The 24,164-nt window shown below is 70.9% G+C and carries 22 protein-coding genes; 13 read left to right on the forward strand and 9 right to left on the reverse strand.

Going from position 1 to position 24,164, the window contains the following annotated elements; translation table 11 throughout:
* Positions 1-762 precede the first annotated feature (762 nt).
* From NON19_RS01240 to NON19_RS01250, 3 genes are all read left to right on the forward strand, one after another.
* On the forward strand, positions 763-2,811 hold the full coding sequence (locus NON19_RS01240) for an ATP-binding cassette domain-containing protein (protein ID WP_255924624.1): 2,049 nt from the start codon (positions 763-765) through the stop codon (positions 2,809-2,811).
* A 141-nt stretch (positions 2,812-2,952) separates the two neighbouring features.
* Entirely contained in the window at positions 2,953-5,046 is a 2,094-nt protein-coding gene (locus NON19_RS01245) for a hypothetical protein (RefSeq protein ID WP_255924625.1), read from the forward strand.
* Positions 5,043-6,563, forward strand: coding sequence for an ABC transporter substrate-binding protein (locus NON19_RS01250; RefSeq protein WP_255924626.1), 1,521 nt, complete (start codon positions 5,043-5,045; stop codon positions 6,561-6,563). Before NON19_RS01245 ends, NON19_RS01250 begins: the two co-directional genes overlap by 4 nt.
* Here the strand turns inward: NON19_RS01250 and mihF are convergent.
* Complete coding sequence (gene mihF / locus NON19_RS01255) at positions 6,560-6,871, reverse strand: integration host factor, actinobacterial type (RefSeq protein WP_255924627.1); 312 nt, start codon at positions 6,869-6,871, stop codon at positions 6,560-6,562. The two genes, NON19_RS01250 and mihF, sit on opposite strands and share 4 nt — an antisense overlap.
* 172 nt (positions 6,872-7,043) lie before the next feature.
* On the opposite strand from mihF, the gene ku reads away from it, so the two are divergent.
* Complete coding sequence (gene ku, locus NON19_RS01260) at positions 7,044-8,165, forward strand: non-homologous end joining protein Ku (RefSeq protein WP_255924628.1); 1,122 nt, start codon at positions 7,044-7,046, stop codon at positions 8,163-8,165.
* Between the two features lie 6 nt (positions 8,166-8,171).
* On the forward strand, positions 8,172-9,101 hold the full coding sequence (gene ligD, locus NON19_RS01265; RefSeq protein WP_255924629.1) for a non-homologous end-joining DNA ligase: 930 nt from the start codon (positions 8,172-8,174) through the stop codon (positions 9,099-9,101).
* Here ligD and NON19_RS01270 read toward each other — a convergent pair.
* Together NON19_RS01270 and NON19_RS01275 are read right to left on the reverse strand one after the other, a co-directional pair.
* Positions 9,079-10,059, reverse strand: a complete 981-nt coding sequence (locus NON19_RS01270) for a helix-turn-helix transcriptional regulator (RefSeq protein WP_255924630.1) — start codon at positions 10,057-10,059, stop codon at positions 9,079-9,081. The genes ligD and NON19_RS01270 overlap by 23 nt on opposite strands.
* 87 nt (positions 10,060-10,146) lie before the next feature.
* A complete protein-coding gene (locus NON19_RS01275; protein ID WP_255924631.1) occupies positions 10,147-10,647 on the reverse strand; it encodes a hypothetical protein in 501 nt (166 codons plus the stop codon).
* Between the two features lie 334 nt (positions 10,648-10,981).
* Between NON19_RS01275 and NON19_RS01280 the strand changes: the two genes are divergently transcribed.
* The 5 genes from NON19_RS01280 to NON19_RS01300 all read left to right on the forward strand — a co-directional run bounded on the left by NON19_RS01280 (position 10,982) and on the right by NON19_RS01300 (position 15,834).
* Positions 10,982-11,401 (forward strand): hypothetical protein, encoded by a 420-nt coding sequence (locus tag NON19_RS01280; RefSeq protein WP_255924632.1) that lies wholly within the window; start codon positions 10,982-10,984, stop codon positions 11,399-11,401.
* Between the two features lie 108 nt (positions 11,402-11,509).
* Positions 11,510-11,776: a hypothetical protein gene (locus tag NON19_RS01285; protein WP_255924633.1), complete on the forward strand. Its 267-nt coding sequence runs from the start codon at positions 11,510-11,512 to the stop codon at positions 11,774-11,776.
* A 351-nt stretch (positions 11,777-12,127) separates the two neighbouring features.
* Positions 12,128-12,628: a transglycosylase family protein gene (locus NON19_RS33560; RefSeq protein WP_372513957.1), complete on the forward strand. Its 501-nt coding sequence runs from the start codon at positions 12,128-12,130 to the stop codon at positions 12,626-12,628.
* Positions 12,629-12,827: 199 nt separating this feature from the next.
* Entirely contained in the window at positions 12,828-13,874 is a 1,047-nt protein-coding gene (locus NON19_RS01295; protein ID WP_255924634.1) for a DUF6528 family protein, read from the forward strand.
* A 319-nt stretch (positions 13,875-14,193) separates the two neighbouring features.
* Entirely contained in the window at positions 14,194-15,834 is a 1,641-nt protein-coding gene (locus NON19_RS01300; RefSeq protein WP_255924635.1) for an APC family permease, read from the forward strand.
* A gap of 96 nt (positions 15,835-15,930) precedes the next feature.
* Here the strand turns inward: NON19_RS01300 and NON19_RS01305 are convergent, their stop codons facing one another.
* Complete coding sequence (locus NON19_RS01305) at positions 15,931-16,842, reverse strand: ornithine carbamoyltransferase (RefSeq protein WP_255924636.1); 912 nt, start codon at positions 16,840-16,842, stop codon at positions 15,931-15,933.
* A gap of 258 nt (positions 16,843-17,100) precedes the next feature.
* Here NON19_RS01305 and NON19_RS01310 point away from each other — a divergent pair, with 258 nt between their 5' ends.
* Both NON19_RS01310 and NON19_RS01315 read left to right on the forward strand, forming a co-directional pair.
* On the forward strand, positions 17,101-18,684 hold the full coding sequence (locus NON19_RS01310) for an APC family permease (RefSeq protein WP_255925004.1): 1,584 nt from the start codon (positions 17,101-17,103) through the stop codon (positions 18,682-18,684).
* A 52-nt stretch (positions 18,685-18,736) separates the two neighbouring features.
* A complete protein-coding gene (locus tag NON19_RS01315; RefSeq protein ID WP_255924637.1) occupies positions 18,737-19,660 on the forward strand; it encodes a polysaccharide deacetylase family protein in 924 nt (307 codons plus the stop codon).
* 15 nt (positions 19,661-19,675) lie between these two features.
* On the opposite strand, the gene NON19_RS01320 is transcribed toward NON19_RS01315, so the two are convergent.
* Genes NON19_RS01320 through NON19_RS01335 form a run of 4 tightly spaced genes read right to left on the reverse strand, consistent with a single transcriptional unit; the run spans position 19,676 to position 22,814 of the window.
* On the reverse strand, positions 19,676-20,146 hold the full coding sequence (locus tag NON19_RS01320) for a DUF3574 domain-containing protein (RefSeq protein WP_255924638.1): 471 nt from the start codon (positions 20,144-20,146) through the stop codon (positions 19,676-19,678).
* A gap of 13 nt (positions 20,147-20,159) precedes the next feature.
* Entirely contained in the window at positions 20,160-21,056 is an 897-nt protein-coding gene (locus tag NON19_RS01325) for an NsdA family TPR-like regulatory protein (RefSeq protein WP_255924639.1), read from the reverse strand.
* Between the two features lie 21 nt (positions 21,057-21,077).
* Positions 21,078-22,229 carry an MAB_1171c family putative transporter gene (locus NON19_RS01330; protein WP_255924640.1) on the reverse strand — a complete coding sequence of 384 codons (1,152 nt, stop codon included), beginning with the start codon at positions 22,227-22,229 and terminating at the stop codon, positions 21,078-21,080.
* A gap of 3 nt (positions 22,230-22,232) precedes the next feature.
* Positions 22,233-22,814 (reverse strand): M48 family metalloprotease, encoded by a 582-nt coding sequence (locus NON19_RS01335; RefSeq protein WP_255924641.1) that lies wholly within the window; start codon positions 22,812-22,814, stop codon positions 22,233-22,235.
* Positions 22,815-22,935: 121 nt separating this feature from the next.
* Between NON19_RS01335 and NON19_RS01340 the strand changes: the two genes are divergently transcribed.
* Entirely contained in the window at positions 22,936-23,235 is a 300-nt protein-coding gene (locus tag NON19_RS01340) for an ArsR/SmtB family transcription factor (protein WP_255925005.1), read from the forward strand.
* Here the strand turns inward: NON19_RS01340 and NON19_RS01345 are convergent.
* Positions 23,225-24,046: an SAM-dependent methyltransferase gene (locus NON19_RS01345; RefSeq protein WP_255924642.1), complete on the reverse strand. Its 822-nt coding sequence runs from the start codon at positions 24,044-24,046 to the stop codon at positions 23,225-23,227. The two genes, NON19_RS01340 and NON19_RS01345, sit on opposite strands and share 11 nt — an antisense overlap.
* Between the last annotated feature and the right edge of the window lie 118 nt (positions 24,047-24,164).

Consider the following 24,164-nt stretch of genomic DNA (forward strand, 5'->3'; position numbering starts at 1 on the left):
GCTACGCCGGAATCGGGCTGGTGGAAAGCTGCGGCACTGCCATCAGCACTATCAGCACTATCATCGTGATTCCTCCCCGATGTGCTTGCAATCCGGCACGCCAGTCCGGTGAGCCAGCCGGGTAACGGCCCGGTTTTCCCGGGCTCCTGACGGCGCGCCGGGTGCTGTTCTGACGCTGGATCGGACATCGTCCGATCGCGCGGCCCGGATGTGCTTGTCGGCCATATGGGCCATGCCGCGCGGTAGTTCGAACGGGGGCGATCCGTGGAATCTCCGGATTCGGCAGCCAGCCGTCGCTCCGCTGGCGGATCACCGGACTGGCCGCGCGGTTCGGTCCGAGCTGGCGTGGTCGCGGCCGTGCGGGGCGTTTCCTGATCGGCTGTGTCGGCGCTGTGAGTTGACTGTGCGCTTGATGAGCCGCCGTACTCCGGCAGCGCCTGACGTAAACAGAAATTCTTGGTAAATTTCCGGCCTCGACCGGTCGCTGTGGCCGCCACCGGGTGCGAATCCGGGACGGCGTTCGGGCCGCCGCCACCGGGGGATGTGGGGGGATGTGCGTAGTTGCCGACCGCGGCTGGTCCGGGGGGCCGAAGGTTACCCGCGGTCCGGGAACCGAATCCTCGCGAATCGCATTCTTGTACAACGGATAACCTCTGCGAGTGCGGGAGGGGGCGCGGCGCGAGCTGCCGGTGTCACCTTGCCGTGCCCAGGCCGGACCGGTGTCCGGCGGGTGCCAAGACGACAAGCAATTCCCGAGGGACCATGACAGACACGAGCCGGCTGCTGCACTCCAAACGGACTGTCAGGATCGGTCGTGCCCCGGACAACGACATCGTCGTCAAGGACCTCATGGCCTCCAGACACCACGCCGAACTGCGCACCACGGAAACCGGTGAGTTCGAGGTCGTGGACCTGGACAGTTCCAACGGAACATACGTCAACGGCCGTGCGGTCGAACGATGCGTGATAGGTCCGACCGATCTGGTGGGCATCGGCCAGACCTCGTTCCAACTCGAGGGCGACCGGTTGGTGGAGCGCGGGGACGCCCAGTCCGGCGCGTTCACCGCCCACGACCTGACCGTGAGAGAACGGCACCGCGGCGAGTACAAGACCCTGCTGGACTCGGTCAGCATCGACCTGCCGGAGAAGTCACTGGTCGCGATCGTCGGCCCGTCAGGATCCGGTAAGTCCACGCTGCTGCGCGCGCTCACCGGCTACCGGCCCGCCGACTCCGGTGAGGTGCTGTACGACGGACGCGACCTCTACCAGCAGTTCGCCGAGCTGCGGCACCGCATCGGCCTGGTGCCGCAGGACGACATCCTGCACCCGCAGCTCACCGTGATGAAGGCACTGCGCTACGCCGCCCGGCTGCGCTTCCCGCAGGACACCGACGCCGCCGAGAGGGACGCCCGAGTCACCGAGGTACTGGCCGAGTTGGGACTGTCCCACCGCGCCGACAACCGCATCACCGCGCTCTCCGGCGGGCAGCGAAAACGCGTCTCGGTCGCCCTCGAACTGCTCACCAAACCCGCGCTGCTACTGCTCGACGAGCCGACCTCCGGGCTCGACCCGGGGCTGGACCGGCAGGTGATGCAGATGCTGCGCGGCCTCGCCGACGGCGGCCGCAGGATCGCGGTGGTCACCCACAGCGTGGCCAACCTGCACATGTGCGACCGGTTGCTGGTACTGGCCCCCGGCGGCCGTACCGCCTACTTCGGCCCGCCGCAGTACGCGCTGGAGTTCTTCGGCCACGACGACTGGGCCGACGTCTTCCGTGACTTCGACCAGTACCCCGACCGCGACTGGGCCGCCATCTACCGCGGGTCGATCCACCACCGCACCTACACCGCGGGCAAGGCGGAGGAGGCGGCCAGCCCCGCCGCGGACGACGCCGCCGAACGGCAGAGCGCGCCCGCGGTACGGCCGCCCAGGCCGCCGAGCTGGGTCTCCCAACTGGTGACCTTGGTGCGCCGCAACTTCTCGGTGATCGTGGCGGACCGGGGGCACGTCGGACTGCTCGCCGCGCTGCCCCTGATCATGGGGGTGCTGAGCGCCGCGGTACCCGCCGCGTACGGCTTCATGGCGGCCGCCCAGCCCGCCGGACGTCCGCTCGCCTGCGGTCCGATCGCCAACGTCGACGCGCAGTGCGTCCTGCTGGTGCTGGCCATCGGCGCCTGTCTGACCGGCACCGCCAACTCGGTGCGCGAGCTGGTGCAAGAACGCGTGATCTACCAACGCGACCGTGCCACCGGGCTGTCCAGATCGGCGTACGTGGTCTCCAAGGTCACCGTCCTCGGCGTGATCACCGCGACCCAGGGCCTGATACTCGCCGTGATAGGTCTGGCGGGGCGCAAGCTGCCCTCCGCCGGGCTGGTCAGCCAACCCTCCGCGGTGGAGCTGGTGTTGGTGGTGGTGCTGCTCGCCATCACCTCGATGATGCTCGGCCTGATCATCTCCGCGCTGGTGCGCACCGCAGAGAAGACCATGCCGCTGCTGGTGGTCTCCACCGTGGCGCAGGTGATGTTCACCGGCGCGATCTTCCCGATGTTCAACGACACCGGGCTCGCCCAGCTCTCCTGGCTCTCCCCGTCCCGCTGGGCGGTCGCCGCGCAGGCCGCGACCATCGACCTGACCCGGATCGGGCCGCCCGCCGACGCCGCGCGCCCCAAGCTGGCCGACCCGCTGTGGGCGCACACCGCCACCCAGTGGTACCTGGACGTCAGCGTGCTGGTCGGGCTCGCCGTGGTGGGCGTGGCAGTGGTGACCGTAATGCTGCGGCGGCACGAGCCCCAGGTCATGCGCCGCCGCTGAGCCCAGCCGCTCCCCGGGCACCGGCGCTCCCGGAAATATCCGGAACAGCACGTGGACCGGCTGGAACACCCTTATGCTGCCGTCACCTTGCAACGGCGCGTGACGCCTCATCAGCGCACGCGCATCCGATGAGGAGACGCAGTGGGGGAGCGACTCTACGGGCAGGAGGCACTGCTCGACGGCCTGGTACCGCGGCTGGTCGGCCTGGAGCGGACCCGCGAGCGCCTGGTCCGCCTCGAACATCCCAAGGGTGGCCCTGTCGTGCAGGTCCTCGGCGTCCAGGGCAGCGGCAAGAGCGCCGCCCTGGACGCCCTCTACCACGGGTACAACGGCCGCTTACCGCTGGCCCGGGTGGACTTGGCGGCGGCGGGGTTCGGCGAGAGGGACCTGGCCGACCTGCCGGACCGGCAGGCACCCAACGCCTCGCCGGTGACGCATCTGCTCTATCTGCTCTCGTACAAACTGGGGTTGCGCACCCACCGGCTGTTCAACCGGCCGCCGAAGTTCCCCCGGTTGCTCCTCGGCCTGCTGGTGATCACCGCCTCGCAGCCCGGCGACACCGGCGAGGCCGACCGGCCGGTGGACCCCGCCGAACTGCGCGACGCGGAGAGCCGACTACGTGCCGTCATCGCCGAGGACCGGCCCGAAACCAAGCGCCGCAAGGAACTGCTCACGCAGTGGCTCGACGCGCTGATACCGAGTCTGCCCACCGTGTTCGCCGGGCTCCCCGGCTTTGACGCCATGATCCAGGCGGCACTCACCACCGCACGCGACCAACTGCTCAAGTCCGGCCCGGCCCACCGCACGCTGCGCTGGTGGGGATCGCGGCTCACCCTGTACCAAGGCGACGACGTACAGCGGCTGTTCACCTTCGTCCGCGACTTCCGCCAACCCGGCGACGGCCGGGACAGCGCCGAGGCGCTACTGGTGGCCGCGTTCCTCGACGACATCGCCCACCACTACTGCCTGCTGCGCCGGATCAACCGGAAACCGCGCCCGCTGATCCTGCTGGACAACGCCCACACCCCGCTCGGCAGACGAGTGATCGCGACGCTGTTAAGTGGGTACGACGTGCCGCTCGGCTCGGGCTCACCGCCGACCCGCCCTGTCGTGGTCACCACCGCGCTCGGGGACGGCCGCGAGCACCGGCCGTTGAGCGACGTGGCGCACTCCTCGCACTGGTCGCCGGAGCCCGACGGTCCACCGGATCGCTGGCTGCTGCGCCTCGGCATCCACCCGGTCACCACAACCGATATCCGGGGCATGCTCGGTGGGGCCGTCCAGCCGTCGCAGCTGACGCAGCTGACGCCGCTGGTCAAACGGCTCAGTGGCGGCCGGGCCAGCAGCGCCAGCACGATGTGCGACGCCGTCGCCCGGCACCTGCGCTCCGGGGCGACGCTGCGCGCGGCGGACGTGCTGGACCTGCGCGAGCCGGACGGCCGGGACGTCGCCGAGCACATGCTCGAATCACTGGTGCCCGATGAGGAGGTCCGTGATCGGCTGACGTTGATGTCGGCCGCTCTGGACGAGCCCGCGGCGGTTCGGCTGTGGGCGCTCCTCCGCCCCGATGAGGACGCCCGCGCACGGGTTGCCGAGGCCATCTCGTACGCGGCGCGGGGGCGTTGCTTCCGCGAGCCGTGGCCCGGTGCGAACGGCTCCCGGCCGCTGATCGCCGACCGTGCGCTGCGCACGCTGCTGCTGCGCCGACTGCGCGGCGGCGACCGCTGGGACCAGACGCACAAGCTGCTGCGCGCCGGATACGATCCGCCGGGCCTGGACTCCCGGTACCCGGCGTACAGCACGCCCTATCTGCACCACAGCCTGGCGCTCGGCGAAGACCACCTCGTCGTACGCTGCCTGCACCACCGGTTCGCCCTGGAGCCGCCCGAGGAGTGGCTGGCCACGGTGAACCTGGTGTGTGCCGCGCCGCGGCCGCCCGACGGGTTCCCCGATCCGGCCACCGCCGGGCTCTGCCGGGCGTGCCAGGACGCCGAAGGCAAAGCCGTGCACCGGGCGATCAACCGGCTGACGCACACGCTGTGGCGGCTGTCTGATCCGCTGGCCATCGCCCCCGCGGAGGACGACCTCGCCCGGGTCGCCGCGACGCTGAAGACGCTGTACCAGCACAGCGACGACGGCCAGGCGTTCCTGACGGCCGGCAGTCAGTGGCCGCAGCGGCTGCGTGACCGGACGCAGGCACCTGATCTACCGGTACCGGGAGGGGTCGGCTCGTGAGGTACGGAAGTTGGGGCCCGCTGACCAGATGGCTGGCCGCGACCGTGGCACTGGTGGCCCTGCTGGCCGCCGGGTGGGGCGTCTACCTCGTGCTGCGCCCCGACCTGTCCTGCGGGCCCGGTGTGGTCAAGCGGGGACCGGCCCATGAGTGCACCGGCGTCAGCGACGGCCGGGTCAGCTTCGGGCGCTACCTGGACCAGGTCACCGACCGGATCAGGGCGGAGAACGACAGCCCCGCCGTGGCGCGCGGACCGCATGTCACGGTCGCCATGATGGTGCCGATGAGCTCCACCGGCCCGGCCGACCAGCAGCAGGTGCTGCACGAGGTGCAGGGGGCGTACCTGGCGCAGTACCGGGCCAACCACGACGACAACGGGCGGGCTCCGGCGATCCGGCTGGTCCTGGCCAACCCCGGGCGCGACAGCGGCAGTTGGCCCCCGGTCGCCGCCGAGCTGGCCCGGATGGCCGCCTCCACCCAGGACAACCTGCGGGCCGTCGTCGGGTTCGACATCAGTGTGCCCAACACCCAGGCCACCATCGACGAGTTGACGAACACCTATGGCGTTCCGGTGGTGGAGGGCCCGATGACCGCCGACGACATCGCCAACAGCCCCAGCACGCCCGCCAAGTACAAGGGACTGGCCCGGATCGCGGCCACCAACAGCGACCAGGCCGCGGCGCTCGCCTCGTACGATCGCAGTGTGCGGCCCCAGCAGACCCTGGTGGTCGAGGACGTGCGCGGTGGCGACAACTACGTCAGGACGCTCAGGCAGGCCTTCGAGTCACGGACGAAGGGCGCACCGCTCGCCCCGGAGCAGTTCCGCTCCCCGCCGGACACCAACTCCGAGGGCAGCACGGCAAACGACTTCCAGCAGATGGTCTCCACCATCTGCGAATCCCCCGCGAAGGTCATCTACTTCGCCGGACGACCGGTCCAACTACGCCAGTTCGTCAACGCGCTTGGCGCCCGCGGCTGCACCGACCACGACTACACCGTGATCAGCGGCTCCGGCGCCTCCACCATCGCCCTTGACCCGCTGTTCGACTGGGACGCGCTGCGCCGCGGCGTCACCCTGCTGTACGCCTCCGACGGGCACCCGGACGCCTGGACCAGCGCCGGTGCGCCCGCGACCGGCGGCTCCGCCGACGCGTACCGCACCCTCACCAAGGTGATCGGCGAGGCCGGTGCGGGCGCCGTCGACCTGACCGACTCCCGGGCGATCAGCGTCTACGACTCGGCCTGGACGGCGATCACCGCGATCCGTGACGCCACGCACGGCGGGAGCGGCCTGCCCACGACCACCGATGTCGCCGACGAATGGCTGAGACTGCACGGTGCCCAGAAGGTGCTCGGCGTCAGCGGCTGGATCTGCCTGGACAACTACGGCAACCCGTACGACAAGGCGGTCTCCGTGGTACGGCTCAGCCCCGCCACGGGCCGCGCCGACTTCGCCGGGCTGGCCTGGCCCACCGGCCATCCGCCCACCGCCGACTGCACCGCGCCGAACGGCGGCTAGCCGACCCTGTTCACCAGCTCCTGGCGCTGCCGGTCGCCCAGGCCACCGGCCCGGCGGTTGTCGTCGATGCCGATCTCCTCCATCAGCGCGGCCACCTTCGCCGGACCCATGCCGGGAACGGCTCGCAGCAGCTGGGAGACCTTGGTCTTGGCGGCGACCGGGTTGTCCTTGGCTTCCGCCAGCACCTCACTGAGGCGCTTTCGGCCCGAGCGGACCGCGTCCAGCAGCTGGGTCCTGGCCTTCCTGGCCTCGGCGGCCTTCTGCAGCGCGGCCTTGCGCTGCTCCGGAGTCATCTGGGGCAGGGGCATGCGGGCTCCTTCGCTCGGGGCGGACATCGTCTCGGGGCGGACACCGTGAATACGTGCCCTCTCGCCGGTGCCGGTTTGACCTCGATCACCCGAAGGGGTCCCTGGACCGACAGGCGGTCGCGACCGGTCGGAGATACCGTGTGATCACTGGGAGGGAGGAGGTGGAGACACCATGGCGCATGCGGTCTGGAGCGGCGCCCTGTCGTTTGGCCTGGTCACCGTGCCCGTGCAGATGTTCGGCGCGACGGAGAGCCACACCATCCGCTTCCACCAGCTCCAGCGCGGCACCGCCGACCGGGTGCGCAACAAGCGGGTCAACGAGCGCACCGGTGAGGACGTCCCGCTGTCGGACATCGTCAAGGGCTATGACATCGGTGACGAGTACGTGGTCGTCGAACCCGAGGAACTGGACGAGATCGCTCCCGGCCGGTCGAAGAAGCTGGAGATCAGCGGCTTCATCGAGGTGGAGGAGATCGACCCGGTCTACTACGACAGGACGTACTACCTGGCACCGCGCGGCGACGAGTACGCGAAGGTGTACGCCCTGCTCGCCGAGGCGATGAAGAAGGCGGGCAAGGCCGCGGTCGCCACCTTCGTGATGCGCAACCGCGAGTACCTGGTGGTCGTCAAGCCGGGCGACGACGTCCTGGTCGTACACACCCTGCACTGGGCGGACGAGGTGCGCGACCCGTACCGCGAGATCGGCGGGCTGCCGGAGGACGCGCGGGTGGAGAAGCGCGAGCTGGACACCGCGGTGCAACTGGTCGACGCGCTCAGCGTCGACTGGGACCCGCAGGAGTACCGCGACACCTACCAGGAGCGGGTGCGGGAACTGCTGGAGGCCAAACGCACCGGCGGCACCGTGGAGAAGGCGGAGCCCCCACCGCGCTCCACCAACGTCATCGACCTCAACGAGGCGCTGCGGGCCAGCGTCGAGCGGGCCAGGGGCAAGCGCGGCGCGGGCGGCAAGAAGCGCGCGGGCGCCCGCGCCGAGAAGGCCGAGAAGCCCGAGAAGGCCGTGAAGGCCGAGAAGGCCGTGAAGGCCGAGAAGGCCGTGAAGGCCGAGAAGGCCGTGAAGGCCGAGAAGGCCGTGAAGAAGGCGGAGAAGGCCACCGCGAGGAAGCGTGAGAAGAAGGCGCCCGAGGCGGCCGACCTCGCCGGGCTGAGCAAGACCGCGCTGTACGAACTGGCCAGTGAGGCCGACATCCCCGGCAGGTCCACGATGAGCCGTGAGGAACTGGTCGAGGCGCTCTCCGCCAAGGGCGGTCGGCGCCGGGCCAGGGCTTCGGCCTGACCCGCGATGCCCGTAGCGCCGGACCGCCAGGCCCTGGACGTCGACGGCCACCGGCTGATCCTCACCCATCTGAACAAGGTCCTCTTCCCGAGGACGGGCACCACCAAGGCCGCGGTGCTGCACTACTTCGTACAGGTGGCCCCCGAGATGCTGGACCACTGCGCCGGGCGGCCCGCCTCCTTCGTGCGCGCGCCGGACGGCCCCGACGGCCAGACCTGGTACGCCAAGAACCCGCCGCCGGGCCTGCCCGACTGGGTCACCGTCACCCAGGTCGCGAGCCGGGAGGGCTCCGCGCCCTATGTGGTGATCGACTCCACCGCGTCCCTGCTCGCCATGGTCAACCTCGGCGCCTACGAGATCCACGTACCGCAGTGGACCGCCGCGGGCGGTCCGAACGCCCATGACCGGTTGGTGTTCGACCTGGATCCGGGGGAGGGCGTGGACCTGGTGCTCTGCTGCCGGATCGCAGGGGACCTGCGGCAACTCCTGGCGGAGGACGGCCTGCGGGCCCATCCGGTGGTCTCGGGCTCCAAGGGGCTGCACCTGTACGTACCGCTGCGCCCGGCGGCGGAGCGGCGGGCGTCGGACTACGCCAAGGCGCTCGCGGTACGGATGCAGCGGGAGCGGCCCGATCTGGTGACGGCGGTGATGGCGCGGGCGGCGCGGCCCGGCAAGGTGTTCATCGACTGGTCGCAGAACGCCTCGGCGAAGACCACCGCCGCCCCCTACACCCTCCGCGTCAGACCGCGCCCGGCCGTCACCGCCCCCGTCACCTGGGACGAGGTCACCGCCTGCGAGCACCCCGACGACCTGCGCTTCACCCCGGAGCAGGTCGCCGAACGCGTCACCGAGCAGGGCGACGTACTGGCCGACCTGGCGGATCCGGCGGCCGCCGCCGACCTCCCGGACCCGGTCAGGGACCGGCGGCGCGGGTGACCCTGGCGCCCAACTGCCTGAGGTACTCGGCCAGTTGCGGCGGCTCGTGCACCTCGAACTCGCAGCCCAGGGTGGCCAGTCGGAACGCCAGCCACTCCAACGCGTCAGCTCGGCTGCGCAGTCGGCAACTGCGTTCGTCGACCCGCTCCAACTGGCCTACCGCGCCGCCGAGTCGGCGCGCCACCTCCTCCATCGGGGCGTGGAGGGTCGCCACCGCCCGGTAGCTCGGCGTCAGCCCGGACAGCTTGCGGGCGACGTAGGCGGCGGCGTCGCTCTCCGGCAGGCGGCGCGGTGCGGTGCGCACCCCCGTCGGCCTCGGCTCGCTCACCCGGTCGACGCGGAAGATCCGCCAGTCGTCGCGGTCGTTGTCGAACGCGACCAGATACCAGCGGCGTCCCGCCGATACCAGCCGGTGCGGTTCCACCAGCCGCTTGCTCTCGGTGCCGTCGCCCGCCCGGTAGCCGAAGCGCAGCCGTTCCCGGGCGGCGACCGCGGCGGCCAGTACGGTCAGGTCGGCGGGGTTGATGGTCGGCCCGTCGCCGCCGAGCAGCGGGACGGTGGCGGTGTTCAACGCGGTCACCCGGTGCCGCAGCCGGGACGGCAGCACCTGTTCGAGCTTGGCCAGTGCCCGCAGCGACGCCTCCTCGATGCCCTCCACGGCATGTCGGGCCGCGGTGCGCAGGCCCACGGCGATCGCCACGGCCTCCTCGTCGTCCAGCAGCAGCGGCGGCATGGCGCTGCCCGCGACCAGCCGGTAGCCGCCCACCGCGCCCTTCGTCGCCTCGACCGGATAGCCCAGCTCGCGCAGCCGCTCGATGTCCCGGCGGATGGTCCGCGCGCTGACGCCCAGCCGTTCGGCCAGCTCACTGCCCGGCCACTCGCGCGGGGTCTGGAGCAGGGACAGCAGACTGAGCAACCGGGCCGGGCCGGAACTTCCCGAGGAAGGCACTGTCGTCATGGACCCAGGGTGCCGTGCGTCTAGGACAGGATTCGACCTGTACGGGGCCGCCCCTGGCGTCTGGTTACCGCGCTGGCCCGTCGGCGGTCAGGAGCCGCCGCTGAGTTGCTTCTGGGAGGGCACCTTGTCGGTGACGTCGGCGCCGTTCTGACTTCCGGCGCCCTTCACACCGTTGACGGTGTTCTGGATCTGGTTGAAGTCGGAATCGGTGGCGTTTCCGCTCCTGATCTTCGACCCCAGTTCCTTGAGCTTGTCGACGCCTCCGGTGAGCGGCGCGACCGCTTTGGACAGCAGCGGATCGCCCTTCGCGTCGCGGATCGCCGCCTTGTAGCGGTTATAGGCGAAGGTGGCGGCCAGACCGCCCTTTACCAGGGCGGAGGTGCGTCGGTTGGCGCCTTTCTTGAAGGTGCCCGCCTTGTACGGCTTGTAAATCCACTGGTACACGGCACCGGACGCCAGACTGGCGTTGGTCACGAACTTCGTCTTGGCGAACCGGACTTTCTCCGCCGAACTGGAGGCGGAGGGCGCGGCGGAGGTTTGCTTGCTCTTGCTGGAACAGGCGGGCGCCACCAACAGCAGCACGGCCATCACCGCCGCGAGAACACCGCGCCGTGGTCGGGAGGGTGATGACAGCACCGGATCACTTCCCTTGAGTTTCGCGGCCCGTCCCACGTCTACGGAGGCCTGGGCGGTTTCCTGGGCGTCCCGGCGGGGCCGAGGCCCTTGACCGGACTCTTTACCGGCCGTCGGCTGAACGCCACTCCAACGGCGCCAACCGGGTGAAGTTGGGGGAGAATTGCTGACAAGTCAGCAAATGTGGCGGGTTCGAGGGTAGCCCGATAGTGTGACATGGCGGACTCATTCGCAGTAAGTGCACTTACTTCTCGCGGTAGGTGCACTTCGTGACGAAGGGAGAAACCCAGTGATATCCACGAAGTCCCGCTCCGCCCGCCTCGGCGTTGCCGCGGCGCTGTCCGCCGCCCTGCTGACCGGCGGCACCGCGACCGCCTTCGCCGCACCGAACACCGTCCACCCGGCGCCTCGTCCGGTACCCCACCGCGCGCCAGCCAAGTCGTCCATCACCTTCCGCGTCAGGCCCTCCTCCCTGCGGTCCGGGCAGCGGATCACCGCCGCCGGCCAGGGCACGGGCCTGGCGATCGGCAGCAGGGTCCAACTGCAGCGCCGCATCGGCAGCAGGTGGAGCTCGCTGCCCGCCAGCACCGCCCTGCGGAGGGGCGGCGTCTACAGTCTGACCACCCCGCTCAGCATCAGAGGCAGGCAGATACTGCGCGTCCTCGACGGCACGACCGCGTCGTCGCCGGTCACCGTCACCGTGCGCTGACGCGCCAGGAGCGCCCACCGTTCAGGGCTGGTCCCGCACATGCGGGGTCAGCCCTGAACGACGTCCGCTCGTCACATTCCCATCACACAAGGCCCTTACGATCGCCACATGACCAACGCGATCGAACTCCCCGACGACCTGATCGCCCTGCAGCGCGCCGCGGACGCGGCCCTGGCGGCGCTGGGTGGTCCCGATGTGGGGTCACCGTCGAACTGGTCACCGCGGCAGCGCCAGGCATGGGACGAACGCTGGGAGGCCTACCGGCAGGCCGCGCACGCCCTCAACCAGCACCCCCTGATGCGCCAGGCCACCGCGGAACGCCGCCACTGGGAGATGCGCGGCGCGCTGCGCGCCGCCGCCCGGCACCGCGACTGACGCCAGGCGGGCGAATTCGCCGCCACCCGCCGAAGTCGCCGAAAAGGGAACGCCAGTTCGGCGGTGGACGCCCGAACGGGGTGCCGCCCATTCGGCAGGTCTTCCGGCCGGAAATACGTCGCCACGCCCGGGAAACGGTACCGGAGAACACGCCCGGCGCTTTCCGCCAAGCGGCTGTGCGATGTCGGTGGAGAACAACCGGAACGGCCGCGACGCGCATGGAATCTGACGCCTTGCCAATTGCCGGGCAATCGCTTACCGGTGTTGTCATGGCAGTAAACGGCCAAGGCCACCACTGCCAGTGGGCCCGCCGGGGAGAATTCCCTGGTCCGTTTCAGGAGGCAGCACGGCATGCAGGCAAGGTTTCTCGCGTACGGGCTCGCCGCCGCGGTGGCGGCGGGCGCGGTGGGCACTCCCGCAGCAGCGGCTTCCCGTATGGACGCCGCGAGTTCATGGGACCATCTCGCGCAATGTGAAGCCAGCGGCAACTGGCACATAAACTCCGGGAACGGCTACTACGGCGGTCTGCAGTTCAGCGGGCACACCTGGCGCGCCTACGGCGGCGGCGCCTACGCTCCGCGCGCCGACCAGGCCAGCCGCTCACAGCAGATCGAGGTCGCCAGCAGGGTCCTGTCCCACCAAGGGCTGAGCGCCTGGCCGGGCTGCTCGGGACATGCCGCGGTACCCGACTACGGCAGCCGCGTCAGCCGTAGCTACTGGCGCCGCACCTACCACTACGGCTTCCTGCGGCACCGGCACCGGTTCCACGGGCATCACCGCCACTGGTTCCGCTGGCGCTACCACTACCGGTACTGGCGCCACCGCCACCACCATCGGTACCGGTTCCGCTGACCGGCGCGGCGGCCCGGTCCCGGCCGGGCCGCCGGTGCGGTGAACCGGGGGAGAGATGCGTCCTCCGTTGGAGGGAGCCGGGGCGTGTAACCCCGGGGGCGCGCGGCGCGCCGGGCTCCAATGGCCCAATGGATGCGTTCGTACTACTGACCCGCGGTACCCGAGTCGGCACGGCACGCGCGGCGATCGGAGCGCGGTGGTGAGCGCCCGGGCCGTACGGTCCCGGCGCGCCGTGCTGGGCATGATGGCGGTGGCCCTGACCACCGGCGCCGCGCCCGCGTCGGCGCTCGCCGCCCGGCCCGGCACCCGGCCGGGCACCCGGACCAGGGCGTCGGCCAGGACCCGCAGCCTGCTGCTCGCCGCGGACCAGGCCAGCGAGCGGGTGCTGGTCCTCGACCCCGACGACGAGTCCTGGGCGGCGCACGGCACCCGCGCCGCCCAGCGCGCCGCCGCCAGGGCGGCGCTGTGGTCCTGGTCCCCGGCCGACGACGGGAGCCTCAACGCCCTGAATCCGCAACGCAGTTGGCGCAACGTGAGCGAGGCCAAGCACCGGGTGGTGGACGGCAGGCAGTGGCTGCTGACCTGTGCGTCGGCCGGGTTGGTCGCGGTGGTGTCGTACCCGCACGGCAAGGTCGCCTGGGCCACCGTGTGCGGCGGCAACGCGCACAGCCTGGAACTGCTGCCGGGCGGCAACGTGGCGGTCGCGGCGAGCACCGGAGGGTTCGTGCGGATCTATGCCGCTTCCCAGGGTTCCGCGCGGTACGCGCAGTACAACCTGCCCGGGGCGCACGGCGTGCAGTGGGACGACGCCAACGACACGCTGTGGGCCCTGGGGGAGGCCCAGTTGGTCGGCCTGAAGCTGGACGGCGGTGACGGCGAACCCGAGGTGTCGACCGGGGTGACCGTCAACCTGCCCGACACCGGCGGCCATGACCTGGCCGCGGTGGCGAGGGACCGCAACCGGCTGTGGGTCTCCACCACCCACCATGTGCGCCAGTACTCCATCTCCGAGGACGCCTTCGTCGGATACCCGGGTCAGGCCGGGATCGACCGCGCGGGGGTCAAGAGCGTCGGCGACGACCCGGCGACCGGCCGGGTGCTCACCGTGACCCCGCAGTCGGGCAACCCCTGTCAGTGGTGCACGTCCACCATCGACTTCCACTCGCCCGACGGCCACCAGGACACCGCCGGGGCGAGCCTGTACAAGGCCCGCTGGCTCCAGCCGTACGACAGCGACGAGGAGTGACCGCAACGCGTGCCCGCCGGGAAACGGCGCGGGAAAGGCCGCGCCAGAAGGCTCAAATTACGCTCAAGTCATTCCGCCGGTGACTGGCGGGTAATAGCGGCTGCGGGCCTTCCCCCGGCGCGACCAGGACCTTGACCATTTCTTTGCCAGGGGCCTGAGGGGCAGCTGAGAGCAGTCTGCCTGAGGAAACGTACCGAGCGGATGGAAATTATCTCTGGAAGATAACTATTCATCGTCGGCTCTTTGCGGATGTATGAACGCTCCCTACTCTGAGGCAACTCTTCTCAGCAAGCTCTGCCATTAAATGGAGAGGCCCCTCATGGTCAGTGTGGACAAGTTCGCCCCGCAGACGGCTCGAGACCCCAGCAAGCTCCGTCGCGACGTAGGCCTGATCGGACTGCTCTGGGCGTCTGTCGGTTCCATCATCGGTTCCGGATGGTTGTACGGCGCCCAGAAGGCCGTAGTCGTGGCCGGCCCGGCCGCCGTCATCTCGTGGACCATCGGCGCGATAGCGATCGTGCTGCTTGCCCTGGTCCATGCGGAGCTCGGCGGTCTCTTCCCGGTGGCGGGCGGTACCGCTCGCTACCCGCACTACGCCTTCGGCGGACTGGCCGGTATGTCCTTCGGCTGGTTCTCGTGGCTGCAGGCCGCCACCGTCGCCCCGATCGAGGTCGAGGCGATGATCGGCTACGCGGGCCACTGGTCCTGGGCGCAGGGCTTCCTGAACAAGGACCAGACCCTGACGGTGAGCGGCTTCATCGTCGCGGTGGTCCTGATGGCCGTCTTCGTCGCGGTCAACTTCCTCGGTGTCCGCCTGCTGGCGCACACCAACAGCGCCGCCACCTGGTGGAAGGTGGCTGTTCCGCTGCTCACGATCTTCGTGCTGGCGGCCACCCACTTCCACGGCGGCAACTTCACCTCGCACGGTTTCGCACCGTTCGGCGCCAAGGGCGTCCTCGGCGCGATCAGCACCAGCGGCATCATCTTCGCGCTGCTCGGCTTCGAGCAGGCGATCCAGATCTCCGGTGAGAGCAAGAACCCCAAGCGGGACATCCCGCGCGCCACGATCGGCTCGGTCTTCATCGGTGCGGGCATCTACCTGGCGCTGCAGATCGTCTACATCGGCGCGCTGCCCGGCAGCTCGTTCGCCCACGGCTGGGCCAAGCTCGACTACGCGGGGATCAGCGGCCCGTTCGCCGGTCTGGCGACCGTCATCGGACTCGGCTGGCTGGCCTGGGTGCTCTACCTGGACGCGGTCATCTCCCCTGGCGGTACCGGCCTCATCTACGCCACCTCCACGTCGCGCATCTCCTACGGCCTGAGCAAGAACGGCTACGCTCCCCAGCTGTTCGAGCGCACCAACGCCCGTAGCGTTCCGTGGTTCGGCCTGATCATGGCCTTCGTGACCGGCGTGATCTGCTTCCTGCCGTTCCCGAGCTGGCAGCAGCTGGTCAGCTTCATCAGCTCGGCCAGTGTCCTGATGTACGCGGGTGCCCCGCTCGCCTTCGGCGCGCTGCGGCTTCGGCTGCCGGACCGCGAGCGGCCGTACCGGCTGCCCGTCGGTGGCATCATCTCGCCGGTGTCCTTCGTGATCGCCACCCTGATCATCTACTGGTCCGGCTGGGACACGCTGTGGCGGCTGGGTGTGGCCATCATCCTCGGTTACGTCCTGCTCGGTTCGTACGCGCTGTACGCCAACCGCAAGGGTCTGCCGAACGCCCCGATCCTGAACTGGAAGTCGGCGCAGTGGCTGCCGGTCTACCTGATCGGCGTCGGTGTGATCTCCTGGCAGGGCGGCTTCGGCAACGGAACCGGTGCCATCCCGCTGTGGTGGGACATCGCGCTCATCAGCGTGTTCTCGCTGGGCATCTACTACTGGGCGCGTGCCACCGCACTGCCCACCGACGAGATCCAGGAGAACATCGAATCGGTGACCGTGGTGGACGAGGGCGGCCACTGAGCCTTCCCGTCTCCGACACGTGGAGCCCGGCCGGTCCTTCCGGCCGGGCTCCACGCATGTGCGGGGCAGCCCGCGGTACAACGGGGCCGTCACGCCTCACCGGCCCGTGGTCACCCACTCCAGGACGGCCATCGCGCTAGGCAGCTTCATCGCCGCCTGCGTCCAGGCCAGCGACCGCGGGCCGTCCAGCACGGCCGCGGAGACCTCGTCGCCGCGTCGGGCGGGCAGGTCGTGCATGAACCACGCGTCCGGCCAGCGGTTGACGAACGCCTGATTCACCTGGAACGCGCGCTCGGGCGTACCGGCCCCGCACCAGCGTGTCGTGTAGACGACGTCCACCTCGCGCGGCAGGCGGCCCGGGTCGGCCACCTGGTCCAGGCGCGCACCCGTGGCGGCCGCCCGGCGGGCGGCGCGCGCCAGCTCCCCGTCGGGCAGGCGGCGTTCCCGCGGGCAGACGAAGCTGACCCGGGCGCCCGGTACCGCGCTCAGCCCATGGGCCAGGGCGACGGCGGTGCTGTTGCCCTCGCCCACGTAGAGCAGCTGCAGCCCGGACAGGTCACCGAAGCGCAGCAGCAGGGTGGCCAGGTCGCAGATGCCCTGGGTGGGGTGCTCCTCGGCGGCCATGGCGTTGACGGTGGGCAGCTGCCCGTACCGGGACAGCACCCGCAGCTCGGTCAGCGGCCCGGTTGTGTGGGCCACCAGGGCGTCCAGCATGCAGCCGAGCGCCCGCCCGGTGTCCGGCAGCGGTTCCCCGTCGGACGGCTCGTACGACACCGGTGTGCCGCCCAGCCGCAGCGTGCCGACCGTGAAGGCGGTACGGGTGCGGGTGGAGCCACCGGTGAACAGCGTGCCGACGACCTGGTCGCACAGCGGCCGGTCGTGCGCCTCCCGGTCGTCGAACAGCTCCGTTGACCTGCGGGCCAGCCGAAGCACGGCGCCCGGCTCCAGGTCGGCCAGTGAGAACAGCCCCCGCTCCGGTCCCGGCGGTCTCGACGCGGTCTCCACCATGCCCCTCCGTCGTCCGGTAGGAAGCGGCCCCAGCGGGGGGAAGGTAGCAACCGGAGCCCCCCGGCACCATGCGGCGGGGAAGCGAATCGGCCGTGCGTCACCCCCTCGGCGGGCCGGGCGAGCCCGATCGCTGCTGCGGGCCGGTGAAGCACGGTCACGGTGCGTGGTTCTCCCCGCGCGCGGTGGTACCCATCGCTGGTGTCGCAACCGCCGCTGGAGCACACGCCGCCACCTCGCGCGGTGAACGCCGCGCGCACCCTGGTCCCTGGTGCCGCGCAGGACGTCAGGGTCGAGGAGCGCAAGCTCCGCCGCCGTCTGGGCTGCTGGGGGCTGGGCGCGATCGGCTTCAGCGACATCGTCGGCTCGGGTTGGCTGTTCGGCGCGATGTACGCCGCGCGGATCGCCGGTCCGCTGTCCCTGCTGTGCTGGGTGGCGGCCGGTGTGCTGGCCGGGCTGGTCGCGCTGGTGATGGTCGAGCTGGCGGCCAGCCGTCCGGAGGCCGGGGGTACGGTGCGCTGGCCGCTGTACGCCAACGGGCCACTGGTGGCGGGCGTGATCAGCTGGGCGGTGCTGCTGTCGGTGGGAGCGCACGCCGCCGAGGTGACGGCGATCCTGCGGTACGTCTCGCACTGGCTGCCCTGGCTCTACCACGGCGCCCGGCTCAGCTGGGCCGGGATGGCGCTGGCGGCGGCCGTCATCGTCTCGCTCGGTGCGCTCAACTGGTTCGGTGTGCGGCTGTTCGCCCGGGTCAATCTGCTGGTCTCGGTGCTCAAGCTGGCCGTGCCCGCGCTCACCGTCGTCCTGCTGCTGGCCTCCGGTTTCCATCCGCACCGGCTCACCGAGCACGGCGGCTTCGCCCCCTACGGCTGGTCGGCCGGGCTGACCGCGCTGTCGATGGGCGGCGTCGTCTACTCGGTGAACGGCTTCCAGGCGCCCGTGGAGTTCTCCGGCGAGGCCCGCGACCCCCGGCGGGACGTACCGCGCGCGGTGCTGACCGCGATCGGGCTCGCGGTACTGCTCTACGTCGGACTGCAGTTGGCCTATTTGTGCGCGATGCCGGAACGGGCGCTGGCCCACGGCTGGCGCGGGGTCAGCTTCGACTCGCCTTTCGGCCAGCTGGCGCTGCTGCTCAACCTGCACTGGCTCGCCTTCCTGCTCTACACCGACGCCGTGGTCTCACCCGCTGGCGGGGCGTTCGTCGGTGTGGCCGCGCACGCCCGGCGGACCTACGCGCTGGCGAAGAACCGGATGCTGCCGCACTGGTTCCTGCGGGTGCACGCCGGTTCCGGCATCCCACGCCGGGGGCTGGCGCTGAACCTGGCGGTGACATTGCTGTTCCTGCTGCCGTTCGGCGGCTGGCAGGACGTGGTCAGTACCGTCGGCAACCTGTTCCTGCTGGGGTACGCCACCTCCGCGGTGGCCGCGTACACCCTGCGGGTGGCGGGCCGCGGGCGGGTGCCGGGGGTGCGGTGGATCGCGCCGGTCAGCTTCGTGGTGGCCACGCTGTTCGTGTACTGGTCCAGCTGGTACCGGCTGCGGGTCACGCTGCCGCTGGCGCTGCTGGGGGTACCGCTGTTCTGGTGGGTACGGCGGCGGGAGCCGACCGCGGTACTGCTGAGGGAACTGCGCAAGGGCGGTTGGCTGCCCGCCTGGCTGCTGGGCCTGCTGGCCTGCTCCGCGCTCGGCGGCTTCGGCGGCACCGGCGCGCTGCCCGAGCCCTACGACTCCGTGACGGTCGCCGCCTTCAGCCTCGGCGTGTTCCGCTGGGCGGTGCGCTCGGGCCGGAGGCACCTCGCCGAGGGCGCGAGCGCACCGGACGGTATGGCGGAAATCCCGCGCTGACAGCCGGTGACCGCTGATTAGCGTAGGAACTTCCATCAGGAGGGGAGTTCCCATGACGCAGCCCGAGCCACGGAGCGCGGACGGACCGGATGAACCCTGGCAGTGGAGCGAGACCGTCTGGCGGGCGCACGTCGAGCGGGTACGGGCCGGGCGGAGCCTGGCACCGCAGCGCTGGCCCGGCGGCGCGCGGGCGGCGGTGGCGCTGTCCTTCGACGCCGACCACGAGTCGATCCCGCTGCGCGACCGGCAGACCGGCCCCGGCAGGCTCTCCCAGGGCGAGTACGGGGCCAGGGTCGCGGTCCCGAAGATCATGAAGCTGCTGGAGCGGCGGTCCATCCCGGCCACGTTCTTCGTGCCCGCGGTCATGGCCCTGCTCCGCCCCGACGAGGCGCGCGGCTACGTCGAGGCGGGCCACGAGGTCGGCATCCACGGCTGGATCCACGAACGCAACACCGCGCTGCGCCCCGACACCGAACGGGAACTGGCGGGCCGCAGCGCCGACACCCTGGAGCGCGTCTGCGGCAAGCGGCCGGTGGGCATCCGCACCCCCTCCTGGGAGTTCGGTGAGCACACCCTGGCGATCAGCCGGGAGCTGGGGCTGCGCTACGACTCCTCACTGATGGCGGACGACGAGCCGTACGAGATCGTCGCGGACGGCCAGCCCACCGGCATGGTGGAGATCCCGGTGGAGTGGATACGCGACGACGCCCCGTACTTCCCCCGGCACCCCGGGCCCGCAGCGCACCCGGGTGCGGTGCCCCGGGATGTCGGACGGCTGTGGCGGGACGAGTTCGACGGGGCGTACGCGCAGGGCGGGCTGTTCCAACTCACCCTGCATCCGCATGTGATCGGGCACCGCTCCCGGCTCGTCGTCCTTGAGGAACTGCTGGACTACATCCACGACCGGGGGGACGTGTGGTACGCCACCCACGCGGACATCGCCGACTACGTGGCGCGCGACGCGGGCCTGACCTGACGCCACCGCCCCCCCCTAGAAGTTGACGCGGGCCGCCTCGTCGGCCCGGCCGACGGACTCCATGCCGTAGGCGCGCTTGTAGGCGTCGCGGATCCGCTCTATGTCCGCGTCCCGGGCGCGCGCCTGGGACGCCGGATAGAGCAGGATCAACTCGTAGGAGCGCTCGCGGTTGACGCTGCCGGACCGGTCCCGCCACTGGCCCCGGCCCTTCTCGATGGTCAGGCCCGACCTGAAGCGCGGGGTGACCTGCTGCGCGACGAAGGCGAGGAACTGCTGGTCGGTGACGGGCGGTTGACCGTTGTGCCGCCCGGTGCCGAAGAACAGCCGGGTGTCGATGTACGCGTCGCCGCGCTGCGTACCGGCCACCGGCGCGCACTGTGCCGACAGGTCGGCATGGACCACGGGCACCGCGACGACCACCACCAGTAGCGCGGTCACCATCGCGGTGAGCGCGGTGAGGAGCAGATACGGCTTGGAGACGTACAACGCGGCGGTCCCTTCAGCTCGGTTCCGGGGGATTGGGCGGCAGCAGTACGGCGAGCTGGTGTGCGGCGTCCCGCAGCGCGACGGGAGTGCCGGTGCGGGAGACGACCGCGCGGATCGTGCGCCGCAGTGAGCTGACCGCCCGGCCGGAACCGATCCCGTTCGCGTACGGCATCAGCCGTTCCGCCACTTGTCCGGCCTGCCGCCAGGCACCGGCACCCACCAGCGCCGAGAGCAACTCGGTGCTGAACAGCACCCGGTACGCCGGGGAGTTGGCACCGCCGTCCTGGCTGACGGCCTCCAGCAGCTCGATCGCCTTGTCCCACTCACCGAGCGCGGCGAGGGTGATGCCGCGGTGGCCGTCGAGCTCCTCCTGGTCCACCCACCAGGCCCAGCGCGGGTCCCGGTCGGACAGGCCGTCCAGAAACAGGCTGTTCGCCAGGTCGAACGCCCTCAGCGCGGCGGCCCGCTGGCCGGTCATGGCCAGCGCGCGCGCCTGCCGTACGGCGAAGACCGTGCCGACCCGGGCGGTGGGCCCGCCTGCCAAGCCGAGGGCGGCCGTGTCGTATGAGGCGCGCGGGTGGCCGATGTGCGCCTGCTGCATGCTCAGATTGGCCAGCACCAGCCGCTCCGTGGCGCGGTCCGCGCAGCAGCGGGCCAGCGCCAGCGCCCGCTGGTTGAGCCGGTGGGCGAGGGCCTGCCGCTCGGCGTCGAACAGGATCCAGCCCGCCACCTCCAGCAACTCGGCCACAGCCGCGCACAGTTCGCGGTCGGTGAGCGGCTGGTACGGCCGCCTTGCGGCGAGCGCGGCGGCCCGTGCGGCGGCCCGGGCGCCCACCTGCCGGTCGAGGGTGAGCAACCGCTGGGTCGTCGCGATGACGCACGCACGGCAGCCGGGACCCCGGCCTTCCATGTACTCCTCCTCCAACCGGGTTCAGCGGTACGGGGCCTTGCGGAAGCTGTCGGCGACCCGGGTCAGATAGGCGATCTCCTTGCCGAAATCCTCGTCGCGGGCGCCGGGGAACGCCACCGCTGGCGCGCCGGGCGCCTGCGCGTTCTGCGACCTGGCCCGTAGCGCCGCCTTGAGGCGTAGCGCCTCGTCGGCGGCGCTGGACGGCTCGTCCGCGGCGGCGCCGGACGGGGCCAGGTAGGGGCGCAGCGCAAGCTGGGCGTCCCTGATCTCGATGACCCGGCGGTAGAGCCGGTACTCCAGGTCGCGCGGCGGCAGCCGGTCCAGCAGCCGGGACGGCGGAGGGTCCAGCGCGATGGTGGGCACCGAGCGGTACAGCGCCCACCACAGCGGCCGCAGCCGCCGGTAGGCGCGGTAGCTGCGCAGCCAGCGGGCGGCGGCCGACAGGCGGGGACCCCAGGACGGCACCGTCCACCCGAAAAGTTGCAGCAGCGAGCCGATGTCCCCGGTGAACCAGTACAGCGAGTCCCACGACCCGGTGTCGAAGCCCAGCCGGGTGGCCGCGATCTCGGCGTACCGTACGGCGCAGTACAGCAGGACCAGCGTCGCCCCGGCGGTGACCGACCACATGCCCAGCCGCAGCCACTGCCGGTTGGCGATCCTGGCGTACCGCAGCGACAGCCGGCACGCGGAGAGCTGGCCGACCGTGCACACGCCGAGGTAGCAGCACAGATAGGCGGCGTAGTACGGATTGCTCATGTTGAGCAGGACCGAGGTCCGCGCGCTGGCCGGATGCCGACTGGGGTCCACCAGGTAGAACATGATCAGCAGCACGGTCAGCGCGATGCCGAAACCCAGCAGTCTGCGCCGGGTCCCGCGGCGCGCCTCGTCCGGCGGGTGCGACCAGTGGATGAGCACCACCTGCTGGGCCGCGGTCAGCACCACCACGGCGGCCTGCACCATGATCGTGGTGATGTTGGGATAGGAGAGGAACCGGCAGATGTGCTCGCGGATCGCGTCCAGGTCCACCAGGAAGCTGAGCCCGGAGCACAGGAAGTACCCGCACAGCGCGATCATCGCCGGGTTCCGGCGGCTGCGCGACAGGGCGGGCAGCTTGTAGCAGAACGCCGCCAGCCCCGCGATGGCGCAGGCCCAGGAGAGAATCTGGTACGCCATGCGTCAGGCCCGGCCGTCGCGGCCGATCCCGGGGCGGCCCACGACCCTCTCGATGCGGGCGATGGCCTCGGCCTGTTCCAGCGGCGTGCTGGGAGCGGGCTCCGCTGTGTGCCGCCGGTAGCGGGTGAGGATCAGCGAAGCCATCGTCTCGGCTTCCTGCTCGTCGTGGTCGGAGTAGCCGGAGCGGCGCAGCATGCCGCGCACCACCTCCGGGTCGATGTCCGGGAAGAGGTGTCCGGCCATCCCGTCGTCCATCGTTCCGCCGCTGTGGTGCCCGCAGATCATGTGGGACAGCTCGTGGGCGATGATGTGCTCCCGGTGCGGTCTGCTGGTGTGCGCCTCGTAGACGACCAGGTCCATCACGTCGGTGGCCAGCCACAGCCCATACAGACCGGGGCTACGCAGCTCGATCGGCAGCAGCTGGATCGGGCGGCCGCGGCGTGCGCCGAGGTGCTCACACAGCTGCCGGATGTCGCAGCCGTCGGGCACTGACAGGCTGTCCAGGAGAGCCTCGCACGCGGCGCGCATCCGCCGCAGCTGCCGCCCGGTGGCCGGCCCTGCCGCTCGGTCCCGGCTGCCGGACATCCGCACCTCCCTTTGGGCAGCAGATTGGACGACGCACTGAGTCTAACTCCCGTTGCGCCAGGGCCGGTTGGCTGTTCGGCGACCCGCTGTGTGGACGTGGCCTGATACCGTGTCACATGTGATGCGGACTGCGGATGACTTCGCGGAAGTGGCGATGCTGCGGGCGCTCGGGCACCCCGTACGGCTGGGCATCATGCGCGCGCTGGCGGCCGAACCGGAGATCCGCGCCCGCGAGTCCACCGAACTGTTCGACGTGACCCAATCCACCATCAGCCAGCACCTGAAGGTGCTGCGGGAGGCCGGACTGGTCGCCTCCCGCCGCCAGGGCGCGCGGATCTGCTACTCGGTACGGCCCGAGGGGCTGACCAGGCTGCAGCGCCTGCTGGCCCGGATGCAGCCCGCGCTGGCCGTCACCGCTTGACCGCGAGCCCCGCCACGATCAGCTGTTCCCACACGGTCAGTTCACGGTTCGCGTCCCCGACGAGCGTCACCCCGTCGGGCGGATCCGGCCGCCAGTGCGCCGCCGGGACGATGCCGGGCGGCAGGATCTCCATGCCGCAGAACAGTTCGTGGATCTCCTTGTCGCTGCGCCACCGGCCGCGCCCGAACGTCGCCTGCAGCACCTGCTCCGCCTCGCTGGTCTGCGGGTTGTGGCCGGTACGGAAGTGGCTGATGAAGAAGCAGCTGCCGGATGGCACCTGCTCTTGCCAGTAGCGCACCACCGCGCGCGGGTCCTCGTCGTCGTTGATGTGGTGCAGGATGGCGCTGAGCACCACCGCCACCGGCCGGTCGAAGTCGATCAGCGCCGCGGTGTCCGGGTGCTCGCGGATGGACCGGGGGTCACGCACGTCGGCCCGGATCACCCGGGTGCTGGGGCTCTCCTCCAGCAGTGCCCGGCCGTGCGCGAGCACGATGGGGTCGTTGTCCACGTAGACCACCCGGGCGTCCTGGGCGTGGCGGCCGACCACCTGGTGGACGTTGTCCGCGGTCGGCAGCCCGCTGCCCATGTCGATGAACTGCCGTACCCCCAGGTGCAGCGTGATGTCCCGGACCGCCCGCACCAGGACCTGGCGGTTGCTGTGCGCGATGGCGACCGAACCGGGCAGGTCGTTGATGAACCTGTCGCCGATCTCCCGGTCCACCGCGTAGTTGTCCTTGCCACCGAGCAGGTAGTCATAGACCCGGGCGATGCTCGGCTTCGACTGGTCCACCTCGGTAACGTCCTCGACCATGGCAACTGCCTTATCTGCGTGGGGTGTTGTAACCAGCCCCATCGTAGGAGAACCGCGCCGTGCGCACCGGCGCGGACACCGAACGCCATGGCCGGGGACGTTCATTCGAGACCGTCGC

Origin of the sequence: Streptantibioticus rubrisoli, from assembly GCF_024436055.1 — a bacterium.
GTDB classification, from domain to species: Bacteria; Actinomycetota; Actinomycetes; order Streptomycetales; family Streptomycetaceae; genus Streptantibioticus_A; species Streptantibioticus_A rubrisoli.